Annotated in this window: 15 protein-coding genes; 3 read left to right on the plus strand and 12 right to left on the minus strand. The window is 59.8% G+C overall.

The features are described from left to right. The first annotated feature begins 58 nt into the window (after window positions 1–58). Window positions 59–823, plus strand: coding sequence for a hypothetical protein (locus tag N434_RS23200; protein ID WP_286172384.1), 765 nt, complete (start codon window positions 59–61; stop codon window positions 821–823). A gap of 61 nt (window positions 824–884) precedes the next feature. Here the strand turns inward: N434_RS23200 and N434_RS23205 are convergent, their stop codons facing one another. The 5 genes from N434_RS23205 to N434_RS23225 all read right to left on the minus strand — a co-directional run bounded on the left by N434_RS23205 (window position 885) and on the right by N434_RS23225 (window position 6,010). Further along, window positions 885–2,165: a TRAP transporter large permease gene (locus N434_RS23205; protein WP_065116609.1), complete on the minus strand. Its 1,281-nt coding sequence runs from the start codon at window positions 2,163–2,165 to the stop codon at window positions 885–887. Window positions 2,166–2,167: 2 nt separating this feature from the next. Next, complete coding sequence (locus N434_RS23210) at window positions 2,168–2,734, minus strand: TRAP transporter small permease (RefSeq protein WP_065116610.1); 567 nt, start codon at window positions 2,732–2,734, stop codon at window positions 2,168–2,170. A 124-nt stretch (window positions 2,735–2,858) separates the two neighbouring features. Beyond that, window positions 2,859–3,953 carry a DctP family TRAP transporter solute-binding subunit gene (locus tag N434_RS23215; protein ID WP_210206054.1) on the minus strand — a complete coding sequence of 365 codons (1,095 nt, stop codon included), beginning with the start codon at window positions 3,951–3,953 and terminating at the stop codon, window positions 2,859–2,861. 76 nt (window positions 3,954–4,029) lie between these two features. Beyond that, window positions 4,030–4,797 carry an SDR family oxidoreductase gene (locus tag N434_RS23220; RefSeq protein WP_110760471.1) on the minus strand — a complete coding sequence of 256 codons (768 nt, stop codon included), beginning with the start codon at window positions 4,795–4,797 and terminating at the stop codon, window positions 4,030–4,032. A 13-nt stretch (window positions 4,798–4,810) separates the two neighbouring features. After that, window positions 4,811–6,010: a mandelate racemase/muconate lactonizing enzyme family protein gene (locus N434_RS23225; RefSeq protein WP_110760504.1), complete on the minus strand. Its 1,200-nt coding sequence runs from the start codon at window positions 6,008–6,010 to the stop codon at window positions 4,811–4,813. A gap of 217 nt (window positions 6,011–6,227) precedes the next feature. Between N434_RS23225 and N434_RS23230 the strand changes: the two genes are divergently transcribed. After that, entirely contained in the window at window positions 6,228–6,947 is a 720-nt protein-coding gene (locus tag N434_RS23230; RefSeq protein ID WP_286172381.1) for a FadR/GntR family transcriptional regulator, read from the plus strand. Between the two features lie 170 nt (window positions 6,948–7,117). Here the strand turns inward: N434_RS23230 and dgoD are convergent, their stop codons facing one another. From dgoD to N434_RS23245, 3 genes are read right to left on the minus strand one after another with little or no spacing between them, the layout of a single operon-like run. After that, window positions 7,118–8,266 (minus strand): galactonate dehydratase, encoded by a 1,149-nt coding sequence (dgoD, locus tag N434_RS23235; RefSeq protein ID WP_110760506.1) that lies wholly within the window; start codon window positions 8,264–8,266, stop codon window positions 7,118–7,120. Between the two features lie 42 nt (window positions 8,267–8,308). Further along, window positions 8,309–9,082, minus strand: a complete 774-nt coding sequence (locus tag N434_RS23240) for an SDR family NAD(P)-dependent oxidoreductase (protein WP_110760472.1) — start codon at window positions 9,080–9,082, stop codon at window positions 8,309–8,311. 12 nt (window positions 9,083–9,094) lie between these two features. After that, entirely contained in the window at window positions 9,095–10,126 is a 1,032-nt protein-coding gene (locus N434_RS23245; protein ID WP_110760473.1) for an L-idonate 5-dehydrogenase, read from the minus strand. Window positions 10,127–10,348: 222 nt separating this feature from the next. Between N434_RS23245 and N434_RS23250 the strand changes: the two genes are divergently transcribed. Then, window positions 10,349–11,110 carry a GntR family transcriptional regulator gene (locus N434_RS23250; RefSeq protein WP_065116617.1) on the plus strand — a complete coding sequence of 254 codons (762 nt, stop codon included), beginning with the start codon at window positions 10,349–10,351 and terminating at the stop codon, window positions 11,108–11,110. 45 nt (window positions 11,111–11,155) lie between these two features. Here N434_RS23250 and N434_RS23255 read toward each other — a convergent pair whose 3' ends face one another. Genes N434_RS23255 through N434_RS23270 form a run of 4 tightly spaced genes read right to left on the minus strand, consistent with a single transcriptional unit; the run spans window position 11,156 to window position 15,367 of the window. After that, window positions 11,156–12,316: an ABC transporter ATP-binding protein gene (locus N434_RS23255; RefSeq protein WP_110760474.1), complete on the minus strand. Its 1,161-nt coding sequence runs from the start codon at window positions 12,314–12,316 to the stop codon at window positions 11,156–11,158. A gap of 15 nt (window positions 12,317–12,331) precedes the next feature. Beyond that, window positions 12,332–13,162 carry a carbohydrate ABC transporter permease gene (locus N434_RS23260; RefSeq protein ID WP_110760475.1) on the minus strand — a complete coding sequence of 277 codons (831 nt, stop codon included), beginning with the start codon at window positions 13,160–13,162 and terminating at the stop codon, window positions 12,332–12,334. Then, complete coding sequence (locus N434_RS23265) at window positions 13,159–14,082, minus strand: carbohydrate ABC transporter permease (protein WP_174032536.1); 924 nt, start codon at window positions 14,080–14,082, stop codon at window positions 13,159–13,161. Before N434_RS23265 ends, N434_RS23260 begins: the two co-directional genes overlap by 4 nt. A 40-nt stretch (window positions 14,083–14,122) precedes the next feature. Further along, window positions 14,123–15,367 carry an ABC transporter substrate-binding protein gene (locus N434_RS23270; RefSeq protein ID WP_110760476.1) on the minus strand — a complete coding sequence of 415 codons (1,245 nt, stop codon included), beginning with the start codon at window positions 15,365–15,367 and terminating at the stop codon, window positions 14,123–14,125. Between the last annotated feature and the right edge of the window lie 264 nt (window positions 15,368–15,631).

Genomic DNA, 15,631 nt, shown 5'->3' on the forward strand with positions numbered 1-15,631 from the left:
AGAAACAGTGTCTGCCCGCAGGCCTGACGTTATGGGGAGAATGACCATTTTGAAACATGTGCTTCCAGTGGTTTTATTCGCGTTTTCGCTTGGTCTGCCGCTTTCATCGGCCCGGGCGGATATTTCATCCACTCATCAAAACGAGGCCGCATCCGCATTCCAGGCTCTTGACGCGCTTGCACGAGACACCCGCGCGCAGGGGGATTTACCACGCTTGTCCAATCCTACCCATGCCAGGGTGCTCGACCGGTTGTGGAACGTCGAGGCGACACTTGGTGCGCCGCCTTATCAAGCGGCCGATGTTCCCGCACTTCTGACAATCGGCGACAGGGCCGGCGCCGTTTTCAAAACTTACGTGCTGTTTGCCCCACAGAACGGCACGGTTCCCGATACCGCCGCGAACACATTCAAATATCAGGATGAAATCGCGCGCGCCGGGGCCTATCTGCTCAATGTATATGCGGCAGAGCTGGAGGCCGCCACCGACTTCGTCAGCAAGCTGCCCGCCGATCAGATGAACGAGGCGCGCCGCATCGGCTTGCGCCAGATGCGGCTCGGGATCACGGAACAGGTCACGGGATTGATGCTCATGCTGCGTTCACCGGGCTTGCGCCCCGAGAACCGCCTGCTTTTGCTGGACGCACTCAATGGCAGCGCCATTCCTCTTGCGGCTGCCATATCGCCAGCGGACAGGAAAGCCGTTACAGCCCAGATCGACGCCGCCCTGCCCGGATTGTCCCAACCCGAGCATGACAGGGCACAGACACTGAAATCCGCTTTCACACCCCAGGAATGCAACGGCCTTTGCGCCTTGGGCAACTAGCCGCCGGGCGGCGCACCCCGCCCCCGGCTGCCCGGCTTGAGACGAAAGGCAGGGCACGGGATTACCTCGACATCATCGCCAACGGCCACAGGACGATCTGGGGGAAGATCACGAGCAACACAAGGACCGCGATCTGAGCGACCATGAAGGGCACCACACCCTTGATGACACCGGTCATCGGAACGCGTGCCACCCCACAGACGACATTGAGCACGGTGCCGACCGGCGGTGTTACTAATCCGATTGCGTTGTTCATGATGAACAATACGCCGAAATAGACCGGGTCTATTCCTGCCTGCTTGACGATTGGCATCAGCACCGGGGTCAAGATCAGAACCGTCGGTGTGAAGTCCATCGCCGTGCCGACGATGAGGACGATCACCATGAGGATCGCCATCAGGATAATCTTGTTATCCATGAACGGCTGGACCATGTCGGCCAATTGCTGCGGGATGTTCGCGGTCGTGATGAGCCAGGCGGAAACGCCGGCAGCGGCGACGAGGAACATGACGACGGCGGTGGTTTCGGCCGCGCGATACATCAGCCCGAACAGGTCGGAAAGCTTGATTTCACGATAGACAAAGACGCCGACGAACAGGGAATAGACCGCCGCTATCACCGCCGCTTCGGTCGGCGTAAAGGCGCCGATCTTCAGTCCGCCGATGACGACGACGGGCATGACGAGCGCCCACAGCGCCTTGCGTGTCTCGCTCAGCCGCTCGGCAAGGTTCCGTCTGGGTTCGACACCGGGATTATCGCGCCCGATGCTCCAGCGCCAGGCCAGCATGATGGCAAGGCCCATCAGGATTCCGGGCACGATGCCGGCCAGAAAGAGTTTGGTGATGGATACGCCGCCAGCGACACCAAAGATGATCATGCCGACCGAAGGCGGAAGCACCGGCGCGATGATGCCGCCGCAGGAGATCAGCCCGCAGGAACGATTGATATCGTAGCCGGCATTGCGCATCAGCGGGATGAGCACGGATGCAAGTGCCGCCGCATCGGCAACCGCCGAGCCGGAAAGCGACGCCATGACGATGGCGGCCAGAACCGCGACATAACCGAGGCCGCCGCGAATATGTCCGATCCACGCCATGGCCATGGTAATGATGCGCCGGGTCATGCCGCCGGCATTCATCAGTTCACCGGCCAGCATGAAGAAGGGAACGGCAAGCAGGGGAAAGCTGTTGGCGCCGTCCCACATGTTCTGGATGACGATCTGCGGATCGGTGATGCCCATATAGAGCATCATCACAAGACCGCATCCAATCAGCGCGAACGCAACCGGCATGCCGAGCGCCATCAGGCCAAGAAGCGACCCTATGAAGACAAAAACGATCATGATCAGCGCCCCTTCTGCTCGTCGGTCGCGCGTGCCGCCTGAAGCCCCTCATCGAGGCCCTCCTCATGCACGTCGATCAGTTCGTCATCGGCAATGTCTCCCATGACCAGCCGCACGAGGTTCGACAGGCAGATCAGGGCGATCGCCGCGCCGGTGACGTAGCTGACGCCATAGACCCACAACATGCTAATCTCCGCGACCGGAGATTCCGTGATTTTCAGGATGTCGTGCTGAAGCCAGGTGCCGTAAAAGATGAAGGCGGCGCAGATGAGCATCACCACCTGGCTGATTGCCCAGCACAGCTTTCGTCCAAGGACCGGCAACGTCTGCACGACGATATCGACACCCAGATGGCTGCGTCTGTGCAGGCCGATGATCCCCCCGAGGAAGGTCATCCACACGAAGGCAAATCGTGGAAGCTCCTCCGAAATGTCGATCCCGGTGTTAAAAAACAGACGCAGAACGACATTGCCGAAGACCATCACAAGCATCGTGGCCATGCAGAGTACAAGGATGATCTCAATCGCGCGGTAAAAACCGCCGACGCCTGCATCCAGAAATGCGCGCATTTTCATCTCCCCGGCGAGATGGCCGCCGCATTCGATGTGCGGCACCCCTCGCAGATTTCACAGTCCCGTCCGCAGCACCATCGTGGCGAGCCGGCACTCAGCCGGCCCGCTGGCGATAACGGTTTTATTTTCTGTGTTTGGCGATCTCGGCATAAAACTGGTCGACGAACTCGACGCCGATCACGTCCCTCGCCTTGGTAACGACCGGCTCGATCGCCGTGCGGATCGCATCGAGTTCCGCTGGCGGCATTACCGTCGCCGCCATGCCCTCGGCCTCGAGTTTTTTCAGGGCTTCGCCGGCATCGCGCAATTCGGCCTCACGCTGGAAGGTGCGTGTTTTCTCCGCTGCAGCCTGAACGGCACTCTGCTGTTCCGGCGTCAGCGAATCATGGAACTTCGCGGAAGAAAGCAGCGCCACCGGCGTATAGACGTGATTGGTGACTGTCAGATATTTCTGCACCTCGAACATCTTGTTCGCATACATGTCCACGAAAGGATGCTCATAGCCATCGAGCGCCCTTGTTTCCAGCGCCGTGTAGACCTCGGTGAACGCCATTGGCACGGCGTTCATGCCAAGCGCCTTGAAGCTTGCGAGCGCCATGGGGCTTTGCATGACCCGAACCTTCAGCCCCTTCATATCGGCGAGCGATGCCACCGGGTGCTTGCTGTTCGATAGATTGCGGAACGCGCCGCCGGCCCAGACAAGGCCGTGGATTTTCATGTCGGCAAGGTTGTCGAGCAGGCGTTTTCCCTGTGAGCCGTCAAGCACGTCCGCCGCCTCAGCATCGGTCGCGAAGAGGAAAGGAATGTCAAAGATCTGAAGTTCCTTCTCATGGGTGGCGATTGGCGCGAGTGCACCCATGTAGAAGTCGATGGTTCCCGACTGGAGCGCCATCAGCATCTTTTCTTCGGAGCCGATTGCGGAATTGCCGAAGACATCGACTTTGACGCTGCCGCCGGTTGCCTTCGCCACTTCCTCGGCAAAATATTTCATCGCCGCCGAGCGTGGATGGGTGTCGGCGAAGCCATGGCCGAGCTTTGCCACCTTGACGTCCTGGGCCAGGATCGGCGTCGCCGGCATGGCGGCAAAGGCAATCGCCGCACACAGGCCGACACCGAAGCCGCGCCGCGCCATATCCTGCGTGACGCCCGTGCCGAAGCACGATGCCAGATATTGTTTTCCCGCGCCGAATGCGCGCTTCATCGATACGAGTTTCATGTTGCTCCTCCCCTTGGTTTTACTGGAACCCGTCACGCTCTCCCCAAGCGCGACGAAACGAATTGCGGGCGCTCGCCTACAACACGGAAATCATGCCGCCATCGGCATAGACGATCTGGCCATTGACGTAGTCGGACGCTGCGGACGCAAAATAGATGACGGTTCCCGCCAGTTCTTCGGGCCGGCCCCAGCGCCGCGCCGGCGTGCGCGCCTTGACCCAGGCGTCAAATTCCGGGTTGGCGAGCAGGGCCTCGTTCATATCCGTGATCATGTAGCCGGGGCCGATCGCATTGGCCTGAATGCCCTTTTCGGCCCACTCTGCCGCCATGGCCTTGGTCAGCATCTTGATGCCGCCTTTCGCCACGGTGTAAGGCGCAACCGTTGCCCGGGCGAGTTCGGAGGTCAGCGATCCGATATTGATGATCTTGCCGGAACCGCGCTCCGCCATCCGCCTCGCCGCCTCCCGGCCAACAAGGAAGGCCGAGGTCAGATTGGTATCTATCACCCGGCGCCAGTCGGCGGTCTCCAGCTCAAGCATCGGCTTGCGAAACTGGATACCGGCATTGTTGACGAGGATATCCACCCGGATACCGTCCCGGTCGAGCCGCTCGAAGGCTGCGATGACAGCGGCTTCGTCGGTCACGTCAAACGCCGCCGTCAGCACGTCGCGGCCGGCCGAGCGCATCGCCGTGGCCGCCTCTTCCAGTCGCTTGGCGTCGACGCCATTGAGGATAACCCGGGCGCCGGCATTCGCCAGCCCCTCGGCAAAGGCCCGCCCCAAACCACGGGACGAACCGGTGATCAGCGCCGTCTTGCCGCTCAGATCAAATAGTGAGACGCTCATGACGATTCCCCCCTCAGAGTTCAGAGACGCGCACGGACAGATCCGAGCGTTCGAAGAAGGACGGTTGCAGTTCAGTGCCGAGACCGGGGCCTTCCATTGGGTAAACGAAGCCGCCCTCGATACGCGGAACCTCCGTCACCAGTTCGCGATACCAGCCCTTGTAAAAGGCACGCACGCTTTCCTGGATGAGGGTGTTGGGTTGCGAAAAGCTCATGTGGATGGCCGCAGCGAACCCGACCGGGCCGATGCAGTCATGCGGGGCAAAAGGCCGGTGATAGGTTTCCGCCATGGCCGCGATCTTGCGGCCCTCGGTCAAACCGCCCGTCCAGCACAGGTCGGCCATGACGACATGGGCGGCGTCGCGGTCGAGATAGTCCTTATAGGCAAAACGTGTCCCGAGCGTTTCGGAAGCGCAGGTCCACACATCGGTGGAATGCGCGTATTCGGCAAGCGCCTGCGGCGAATTCATCCGTATCGGATCTTCGTACCATGTGGGCTTGAACGGTTCGAGCGCCCGCGCGATCTGCTTGGCAACCGGCAGGTTCCACAGCGAGTGGAACTCGACCATGATATCCATCTTGTCGCCGACGGCCTTGCGGATCAGTTCGAACGGCTTGATCGCCGTCTTCATCTGTTCCGCCGTGATGAACAGGCCGCGGTTTTCCATCGCCGGAGGATCGAACGGCCAGATCTTCATGGCCGTGATCCCGTTCGACAGGAGATCCTCCGCCAGTTCGCCCGCCCGGTTCATGAAACCGTCGAGATCCTCGTAAGGACCCGCCTCTTCCCCCAGGTTCCATGTATCGACCGGCTTGATCTTCTTCGTCCGCACATAGCGGCTTCCGGCGCAGGTATTGTAGACGCGCATCTTCTCCACGCAGAGCCCGCCCAGCATCTGGTGAACGGGCTGCCCGCACACCTTGCCGAACAGATCCCATAGCGCGATGTCGATTGCGGAGGCGGCCCGATGTTCCGCCCCCGTCGAAGCATGTGCCATGGGCAGGTTGAGCATTTCCCGGTGAAGAGCCTCTATATGAAGCGGATTGCGGCCCACGAGCCGGCTTGCCAGCGTATCATGGATGTGGGCCTCAACGGCCGCCGCCCCGTAAAAGGTTTCGCCGAGGCCGGTAACGCCCTGATCCGTCTCCACATGCACCCAGAGAACATTGGAGAACTCCTCTGCACGAAAAGTCTTGATCGCAGTTATCTTCATCATCGCTTCCGTTCAATCCGCCCGGCTTTCGCCAGGTCGCCATTTCAGCGGGAGAACCGCAGAGACAAAGGAAATCCATCGATCGCATGCGAGAGCATGCGGCCCTGTTTCTCCATCAAGGTCTGACTGACGATTCTCTCCGCCCGATTTTTATGGCAGAATTTCTGCCAGTCTCTTATAATGTTGTCAACCGAAATTATGAAAGTAGTATTCCGAAATGACAAAAGCTGTAGGACAAGTTTTCGAAGAAGATATAGGTCTCGTTGAGCGAGCCATAGTCGACGTGCGCGCCTATATGCGCGAAAACCAGCTTCGGTCGGGCAGTCCCATGCCAAGCGAAACAGCCATGGCCGCCAAGCTCGACGTTTCCCGGTCCGTGGCGCGGGAGGCCTTTCGTGCGCTTGCCGCGCTTGGAATCCTGGAAGTCAGCTCCGGTCGCCGGGCGCGTGTTGCCGCACCGGATGCGATACCGCTCAGCATGATTCTCGATCATACCGTGACAACGAAGCAGCTCAGCGTTCAGCAGGTTCTCGACGTTCGGCGCACGCTTGAGCTGCGCACGGCAAGCCTTGCATCGCTGCGCCGGACGGACGCGCAGGCGCGGGAGCTTCTCCAGATCGTGGAAGACATGTTCAACGCGCTCGAAACACCGGAGGCGGTGATGGAACTCGACATTCGTTTCCACGAACTGATCGCCCAGGCTTCCGGCAACTCCCTTTATGGAATCATCGTCGGCTCTTTCCGCGTCGTAACGCAGCAGACCTGGCATATCGGCTGGCGCAGCCGCGCCACTCTGGAGAACCGCACGGAAAACATCCGCTGCCACCAGAGGATCGCTGAAGCGATCAGCCTGCAGAATATGGAGATGGCGGAGGCTGCCATGACCGAGCATTTCGACTCGGCCGTCGGCGTCCTGCTTCGGGCGGGCGTCAACTGACGAAGCCATAAGGTGAACATCGCCTGCCGCCGCACCCGGACGTTTGCCCGGCATGGCTCCGTTTCGGGATCGCCTCCTTCCCGGCCGTGAGCGACACGGAGGCCGATGCGGTAGTTGCGGCGAGGCGCACCGCACCGCCACGGGTCGCGTCTGCTTGGTCAAAACAGGCGTTACCATTCGGCGACACTACCATCCTGATGGCGCCATAGCGGATTACGCCAGCGATGGCCTTGCCTCGCCATTTCGATCACATGCGCCTCATCAACTTCAATACCCAGGCCGGGACCCTGCGGTATTTCGACAAACCCGTTCTCGTAACGGAAGACATCCTTGTTGGTGATGTAGTCCAGAAGGTCGCTGCCCTGATTGTAGTGAATACCAAGGCTCTGCTCCTGGATAAACGCGTTGTGGCTGACAGCATCGATTTGCAGGCAGGCGGCCAGAGCAATCGGCCCAAGCGGGCAATGTGGCGCAAGGGCGACGTCATAAGCCTCCGCCATCGTCGCAATCTTGCGGCATTCGGTAATTCCGCCCGCATGCGAAAGATCCGGCTGGATGATATCGACATAGCCGCCGGCGAGAACGGATTTGAAATCCCAGCGTGAGTAAAGCCGTTCGCCGAGCGCGATCGGCGCCGAGCAATGATTGGCAATTTCCTTCAGCGCCTCGAGATTTTCCGAAAGCACCGGCTCTTCGATGAACATCAGCTTGAACTGCTCGAGTTCCCGTGCCAGCACCTTGGCCATCGGCCTGTGAACCCGGCCATGGAAATCGGCGCCTATTCCGATATGCGGCCCCACCGCATCGCGCACGGCGCCTATCGTCGCGACGATGGCATCGATTTTGTCGTTGCCGTCGACAATCTGCAGCTCTTCAGCGCCATTCAGCTTGATCGCCTTGAATCCCGCGGCAACGACGTCCCGCGCATTCTTCGCGACGTCACTCGGGCGATCACCGCCGATCCATGAATAGACCTTGATCCTGTCGCGGCACTGGCCGCCAAGCAGCGAATGGACCGGCTGGCCGAGCGCCTTGCCCTTGATATCCCAGAGCGCCTGATCGATCCCGGCAATGGCACTCATATGGACCGCGCCGCCCCGATAAAAGCCACCGCGATACATGACCGTCCAGTGATCCTCGATCAGGAACGGATCCTTGCCGATGAGGTAATCCTCCAGCTCATGCACGGCAGCCTGAACCGTCAGTGCCCTGCCTTCGACCACGGGCTCGCCCCAGCCGGTAATGCCCTCATCCGTCTCGATCTTGAGGAACAGCCAGCGTGGTGGAACGATATAGGTGGTGAGTTTTGTGATCTTCATGGTGTTCTCCTCCGCACCTGCGCCGGCGGTTCGAGCCATTATTTAGCCGGATATTGAATATCCGCCATCGACGGGGATGGCGGCACCGGTGATGAAGCCTGAGCCGGGACCGGCAAGAAAGGCGGCAATGCCCTCGAAATCCTCCCCGCGCCCCCAGCGCCCGGCAGGCGTGCGGGAAAGTACTTTCTGGTTCAGCCCCTCCACCTCCTGCCTGGCCGAAACGCCAAGATCCGTGTCGATCCATCCCGGCAGAACGGCATTGACCTGAATGTTGTCCGGCGCCCAGGCAACGGCGAGCGATCGGGTCAGCTGGACGATACCGCCTTTGCTCGCCCCATAGGCGGGTGCGAAAGAAGCGCCGAATATGGATGTCATGGAGCCGATATTGATGATCTTACCCTCACCGGCTGCCTTCATCGCCGGGTAAGCCGCCTTTGAGCAGACGAATGCCGCAGTCAGATTGGTTTGAATGATGCGGTTCCAGTCGAAGAGATCAAAGATTTCCGGCGCGCGGCGGACATTGATGCCGGCATTGTTGACGAGGATGTCGAGCCGGCCTTCCGCCTGCACCAGATCTCCGATGGCCTGTATGTTGGCGTTATCATCACTGATATCCAGTTCCAGAAACCGGCCTGAACCTCCTGTTGCATCAAGAAGCCGGACGGCATCCTCGCCCTTGCGCGGGTTGCGCCCGGCAATCACCACCCTTGCCCCGGCCTTTGCCAGACCAACGGCCATTGACAGCCCGATCCCGCCATTGCCGCCGGTAACGAGGGCTACTTTTCCCGAGAGGGACATGGTTGATACAGAATTCATGCCTGACGCCTTTCAGAACGACAATTGTACCTTCATCGCCCGCGACCGGTCGGTGGCCAGCATGAAGGCCTCATCAGCCTCCTGAAAAGGCAATGTGTGGGTTACGAGTGGCTTCAGATCGATGCGGCCGGAGTTCATCAGGTCGACGGCCTGCCGGAATTCACCGTCGAATCGGAAGGTGCCGCGCAACTGCAATTCCTTGGTGACGATCGCATTGATCGGCAGGGTCACATCACCGCCAAGTCCGAGCTGGACGATGATGCCGCCGGCACGAATGGCCGCAAGCGCGCCATTGAGTGCAGCCTGATTGCCCGATGCCTCGAACAATATGTCGATCGTACCCTTGCCCGTGGCGTAGGGCGCAAGCGCTTCCGGTGCCGTCCTCATGTTGAGAACCTCGGTAGCACCGAGTCTGCTGGCAACCTGCAGCGGGAATTCGCCCACATCCGTCGCGACGATCTCCGCAGCGCCTGCATTGCGCGCGACCAGCACACACAAAGCCCCGATAGGACCGCAGCCCGTTACCAGCACACGCTTGCCCAGAAGCGGCCCTGCCTGTTTCATGGCATGCAGAACGACCGCAAGCGGCTCGGCCATGGCCGCTTCCGCCATGGTAACGGTGTCGGCGATCGGAATAGCCTGGGCAGCACTGACGGTAATGCTCTGGCGAAAACCACCCTGCGCATGCGGCAGGCGCATGGCGCTGCCCATGAACTGCATGTTCATGCACTGGTTATGGGCGCCTTCACGGCAATATTCACACTCGTAGCACGGTGAACTCGGATTGACCGATACCCGCATGCCCGGCACCAGATGCGAAACGCCGGCGCCGCATTCCTCGATGATGCCCGCCATCTCGTGACCGAGTGCCATCGGTTCGCGCACGCGGATGCTGCCGGAGCCTCCATGCAGATAATAATGGAGATCGGAACCGCAAATGCCCCCGGCCTTGACCGCTATTCTAACCTGACCGGCAGCCGGGGCGACGCTTGCCACGGGCTCGATCCGCAGATCCTTCTGCGCGTGAATGATAACGCCTAACATCGAATTTTCCTTCCTGATTTCGCCATGACGGAGCCTGAGCAGCCTTCAAGCGAGACATTTTCTGGTTTGATGGAGCCGCTTACTGGCGAAAAGCTCCCCTGCCGCCCCGGCACTTCCTTTGAAAACTCTGGAAATCTGAAATATTGAGAAATTTCCTGTCATTGCATTTTGCAACTGACGAGACGGAACGGTAACCTCAGGCAGAATCTCGAGGAATGAAGCATGACCGGTGAAGACAAGAACGGGACGAAAGATGAGGACGGCAATCCGCAGGAGAAAAAGAGACGCAACAGCGTCAACCTGACGGAACTTGCCTATGAGCGCATCGAGCACCTGATCATTACCTGTGAGCTCAAGCCGGGCCGCTTTCTTTCCATTCAGGATTTGCAGAGAGAAACCGGATTGAGCCGCACACCCGTGCATCAGGCGGTCAGCCGGCTGGCCGCAGATACGCTCGTGATCATTCAACCCCGTCATGGCCTGCAGATCGCGCCCATCGACCTTGCCCGCGAGCGAATGCTTCTGCGCTTGCGGCGCGACCTTGAGCGTTTTGTCGTGTCGCTGGCCGCCGAGCACTCCACGTCCACGCACCGTTCGCAGATGCTGCACATCACCCGCATTCTGAAAGACCAGCGTGACACCATGGCGATCGGCGATTTCAATATTTTCGACCGCCGCATCGACAGGCTGATCCTGCTGGCGGCGGGAGAGCCCTTCCTCGAGCATACGCTGCGGCCGCTCCACACCCTGTTCCGACGTATCGGCCTTATCCACCACCGCAATATAGGCGGCGCGGAAAGCCTTGCCGGAAGCATCCAGAGCCATATCGGCATACTCGAGGCAATCGCCAAGCGGAATGTCGCCCTCGCCGTCGAGGCGTCCGACCAGCTGATCGACTATGTCGATCGGATGTTTGATGCCCTGGAGAGGGACATCGACCCGTCCATCCTCGATTCCAGCCTGGAATCGCTGATCTCGCTTTGAAGTATCGCCCCTTGCGTCCTTCATGATCCGGCTCCGGTGCTGAGATTATAGGCGCAGCCGCAGACCGGTTTCAGCCGAAAACAGAACGGCTTCATCAAGGTTGAACGCCAGCGAAACCGGATCACCGACTTTAAGCCCGGTGTAGCCCTGTTCGGTGACCATGACGGCGTCCAGTTCACCTTCCTCGCGATGCGCCGTGCGGGCATTGCTGAGCGTGACCGCGATGACGGATTCGGCCCCGATATGCTCGACCAGCGTCACCGTTCCGTCGACGCTGCCGGGTTGACGTTCAGGCGTCAGCCGGATCGCATTCGGGCGGATGCCGAACAGAACCTTGCCGTTCTCCCTGACCGCTGCCGACAGGCCCTGCGGCAATGCCAGCGTCGTACCACCGACGCTGACGACACCACTTGCCGCATCGGCTTCGATAAGGTTCATCGGCGGCGTGCCGATAAAGCGCGCGACATAGGTATTGGCAGGATCGCTATAGATTTCGCGGGACGAACCGAATTGCTGAACCACGCCGTCGCGCATCAGCGCGATCTTGCTTCCCATCGTCATGGCCTCGACCTGGTCGTGGGTCACGTAAACGAATGTACCGCCGATATCGGCATGCAGCTTGGAAATTTCCGCCCGCATCGACGTCCTGAGCTTGGCATCCAGATTGGAGAGCGGCTCATCCATCAGGAAGACTTCAGGCTGCCGCACCATCGCCCGGCCCAGCGCGACACGCTGCCGCTGCCCGCCCGACAGGGTGCGCGGAAACCGGTCCAGCATCTCGGTCAGGCCCAGTATCTTCGCATTGCGCTGTACCATCTCCTTCACCTGCGGCGAATTCTCGATCCGCCGCCTGACAAGGCCTCCGATGACCGGAAGGTGATGCCACCAGCGGAACTGTTTCATCACCAGCGGAAACGTCATGTTCCTGCGCACGGTCAGATGCGGATAGAGCGCATAGGACTGGAAAACGAAGGCCATGTCGCGGTCGCTTGGCGGCAGATTGTCGACGCGGCGGCTGCCGATCAGTATTTCTCCGCCGGAAATGCTTTCAAGACCGGCCAGCATGCGCAGAAGCGTCGATTTTCCGCAGCCCGAAGGGCCGAGCAGTACCAGAAACTCGCCGTCCGAAACGGCGATATCGATATTGCGGATAACGTCCTTCGCGCCGAAACTCTTGCTGACGCTTTTCAGGGTAATGGATGCCATTTCAAATATCCTTTATCAGCCCTTGACGCTGCCGGCCGTCATACCGGCCACGACATAACGCTGGACAAGAAGGTAAAACAGGACAGCGGGAAGCGTGTAGATGAAGCCGACGGCCATGACGGAATGAACCGGCGTCGACAACTCGCCGACGAAACCGGCAAGCCCCACCGAGGCGGTGCGCAGACTTTCGCTGCTGATAAGCGTCTGGGCGAAAACATACTCGTTCCAGCCATTGAAGAATGCGATGACCGAGGCGGCGGCGAGCGTCGGCCCGATCAGCGGCACCACGATCAGAAGCACCACGTCGAGCTTGGAGCACCCTTCCATGCGGGCGGCCTCCTCCACCTCGATCGGCACTGCGTCGACGGCGCCTTTGAGAATCCAGGCGATGACCGGCACCGTAAAGGCGGTGTTGGCGAGGATCAGGCCGGTCAAAGTATTGAGCAACCCGAGGTCGCCGAAGATGGCGTAAAGCGGCACGACCAACATGGCTTCGGGCAGCATCTGGGTGGCAAACAGCACGAAGCCGAGAAGCGCAAGGCCGGCGAACCGGAAACGGGAGAGCGCATAGGCGGGCAGGATCGCCAGCACAATGCTCAGCACCGTCGTGCCGGAAGCAACGATCACGCTGTTTTTCAGCCATGTCGCAACCGGTATGGTCTTGAACACGTCCTGATAAACATTCAGTTCCGAAAACGACGGCAGGAACTGCGGGGTTGCAGCAAATAGCTCCGAAGACGTGGTGAGCGATGTCACGAGCATCCAATAGATCGGGAAGACAGCAACGCCGAGAAGGGCGAGAACGCTGATCATGCGCAGGCTGTGCTGCCAGGGAGAGGTTTTCATGCGCGTCTCCCCTGCGCACGTTCGGCACGCTGCGATATCTTGAAGTAGATCATTGTCACGACAAGCGCTATGGCGAGGCCCACCATGCCGATGGAGGCGGCACTGCCAAGCTCGCGATAGACGAAGCCCTGGCGGTAAAGCTCGATCACCAGCGTATTGGTCGCACCGATCGGCCCTCCCTGCGTCATCAGCCAGATCAGATCGAAACGGCGCAGCGACCATATGGTGACGAACAGCGCGAGCAGCAGCACGGTCGGCTGGATGGTTGGCCACACAGCCGTCTTGAAGACGTTGAACCGGTCGGCCCCGTCGATGATCGCGGCTTCGCGCACTTCCGACGGAACGCCCTGCAAGGCTGCCAGAATAACGACCGAAGAAAACGGAAATATCTGCCAGATGGTCGTGATCATGATGGCAGGCAGGGCAAGCGAGGGATTGTCCAGCCAGTTTTCGTTGGAAAACGGCAGGCCCAGCACCCGCAGCGCATAATTGAACACGCCATATTGCGAGTTGAGCATCCAGGTGAAGATCAGCGCAACGGCAACCGGCGGCGCCGCCCACGGCACCGTTACCAGAGCGCGGGCAATGCCGCGTCCGGTAAAGGGGTTGTTGAGAAGCAGCGCCGTACCGAGACCGAAACCGATCGCCAGCACGACGCAGAGGATCGTATAGATCAGCGTGACCCACAGAACCTGCGCGAAATCGCTGGTTTCGAAGATGTAGAGATAGTTTTCGAAACCGACAAAGAGCTGGTCGTCGGGAGACAGCAGCGAAGTCGATGTGAAGCTGAGCTTCAGCTCCTGCAACAAGGGGTAGATTTGAAACAGCAGAAGATAAAGGGCGACAGGCGCGGCGAACCAATAAGGTGTCCACCGGCTGCCCTCGATCCCGCTTCGTGAGCCGGATGATCGCATCGACATTACTCGCTATCTGGAAATTGCAGGCAAAGTCTGCGCCGCATCAGCGGCGCAGTACCCGTCGCTCGATCAGCCGCTGCGCGGCATCCATGGCGTCCTTGGGATTTTCCCCGCCCTGAAGAACCTTCAGCACGCTCTCAAGCACGATCTGCTGGATTTCCGGCGTCTTCGTCTCAAGCCCCATGACCAGTTGCGGGACCGCGGTTTCGACCTGTTTGTCATAAACGGTGAGCCAGGGCTGCGCCGCCAGATCCTCGGCGGAATATTGCGTCACCGTACCGACGATGGTTCCCATGGCCTTTTGCAGGCCCTGCTGATTTTCCGGCTCCAGCGCCCATTTCAGGAAGGTGACGGCCGCATCCTTGTGCTTGGTATTGGCGTTGATCGACAGCATGGTCATGATCAGGCCCTGGGCGGGCGTCGGGAAGGGCGACGGTGCCGCCGCAAAGGGAAGGTTCGGCGAATTCTGGTGGAAGATCGCCGCAACGCCGCCATTGTCGACATTCATGGCAATCTTGCCTTCCCAGAACATGCGCCGGTAGGTGGCGGCATCGGCGCCTTTCGGAGTGACATCGAGATCGTAGACCGCCTTATAGGCCTCGATACCCTTGATGACCTCCGGGCTGTTTACCGTCAGATTGCCGGAAGCGTCGCTCCAGCGGCCACCAAATCCGTAGACGAAATTGCAGACGTCCTGCCAGAAACCGGCCCGCTCGGCCATCGTGGCGCGGTATGCGTAGCCATATTTGCCATCACCCGTCGTTTCCTTGGCGACCTTGAGGAAATCCTCGAATGTCGTCGGCGGCGCGCCCTTGACGATATCCTTGTTGTAGAGAAGCCCGTAACCGGTGGAATCGAAGATCACGCCATAACGCTTGCCATTCACGGCCAGATATTTGTCCGGACCGATGAATTTATATTGCGATGGATCGACAAGGCCTTCGAGGGAAAGAACGCGCCCCGACGGGACGGCTGCGAAATAGTCGATCTGGTCGAAGCGGACCAGATCCGGGCCACCGCCGCCGCCCATCTGCGTGAAGACCGTGTTGGCGAAGCTGGAGAACGGGATCGCAATCGGCTCGACCTCGATCTTGTCCTGACTTTCGTTGAATTTCTGAACCCACGCCTTGGCGCGGTCGCCGCGCCCCGCCTCGGAGAACATCGCCGCAGCAAATGTGATTTTCTCTTTCGTCTGCTGCGCGAAGGCCGTGCCCGACAGGGCCGAGACCAGCAACGCCGACGCCAGAACGCCGCGAACAACTCCGCGTCTTGAATGCAGATAAGCCATTTGGATCCTCCATCCTTATACGCATATCCGGCGGACGTTTCCTCCACCGCCGGACATGCCTCCTCATCCGCAAACTAGAATGTTGTGATATTTCACGAAAGTCAATGCCATTGCTGGCCGATTGTGACCGGAGAAAACCACACCGCCACATTGCCCATGATCTCAGATATTTAGACGCCGGCTCGGCGCGCTTCCGTAAGTCAAACTGTCATGCCGGCAAGGGCTCGATACTTCAAAGGTAAAGTAGCCACCGCCCAGGTGGAG

It is taken from the genome of Rhizobium sp. UGM030330-04, assembly GCF_003208455.1.
In the GTDB taxonomy this organism is placed as follows: Bacteria; Pseudomonadota; Alphaproteobacteria; order Rhizobiales; family Rhizobiaceae; genus Agrobacterium; species Agrobacterium rhizogenes_A.

Bases quoted from the DNA above. Each gene is read 5' to 3' on its own strand.
- N434_RS23225 (WP_110760504.1), bottom strand. From the start codon at position 6,010: ATGAAGATAACTGCGATCAAGACTTTTCGTGCAGAGGAGTTCTCCAAT.
- N434_RS23210 (WP_065116610.1), bottom strand. From the start codon at position 2,734: ATGCGCGCATTTCTGGATGCAGGCGTCGGCGGTTTTTACCGCGCGATT.
- N434_RS23255 (WP_110760474.1), bottom strand. From the start codon at position 12,316: ATGGCATCCATTACCCTGAAAAGCGTCAGCAAGAGTTTCGGCGCGAAG.
- N434_RS23265 (WP_174032536.1), bottom strand. From the start codon at position 14,082: ATGTCGATGCGATCATCCGGCTCACGAAGCGGGATCGAGGGCAGCCGG.
- N434_RS23230 (WP_286172381.1), top strand. From the start codon at position 6,228: ATGACAAAAGCTGTAGGACAAGTTTTCGAAGAAGATATAGGTCTCGTT.
- dgoD (WP_110760506.1), bottom strand. From the start codon at position 8,266: ATGAAGATCACAAAACTCACCACCTATATCGTTCCACCACGCTGGCTG.
- N434_RS23220 (WP_110760471.1), bottom strand. From the start codon at position 4,797: ATGAGCGTCTCACTATTTGATCTGAGCGGCAAGACGGCGCTGATCACC.
- N434_RS23260 (WP_110760475.1), bottom strand. From the start codon at position 13,162: ATGAAAACCTCTCCCTGGCAGCACAGCCTGCGCATGATCAGCGTTCTC.
- N434_RS23270 (WP_110760476.1), bottom strand. From the start codon at position 15,367: ATGGCTTATCTGCATTCAAGACGCGGAGTTGTTCGCGGCGTTCTGGCG.
- N434_RS23245 (WP_110760473.1), bottom strand. From the start codon at position 10,126: ATGTTAGGCGTTATCATTCACGCGCAGAAGGATCTGCGGATCGAGCCC.
- N434_RS23215 (WP_210206054.1), bottom strand. From the start codon at position 3,953: ATGAAACTCGTATCGATGAAGCGCGCATTCGGCGCGGGAAAACAATAT.
- N434_RS23240 (WP_110760472.1), bottom strand. From the start codon at position 9,082: ATGAATTCTGTATCAACCATGTCCCTCTCGGGAAAAGTAGCCCTCGTT.
- N434_RS23205 (WP_065116609.1), bottom strand. From the start codon at position 2,165: ATGATCGTTTTTGTCTTCATAGGGTCGCTTCTTGGCCTGATGGCGCTC.
- N434_RS23250 (WP_065116617.1), top strand. From the start codon at position 10,349: ATGACCGGTGAAGACAAGAACGGGACGAAAGATGAGGACGGCAATCCG.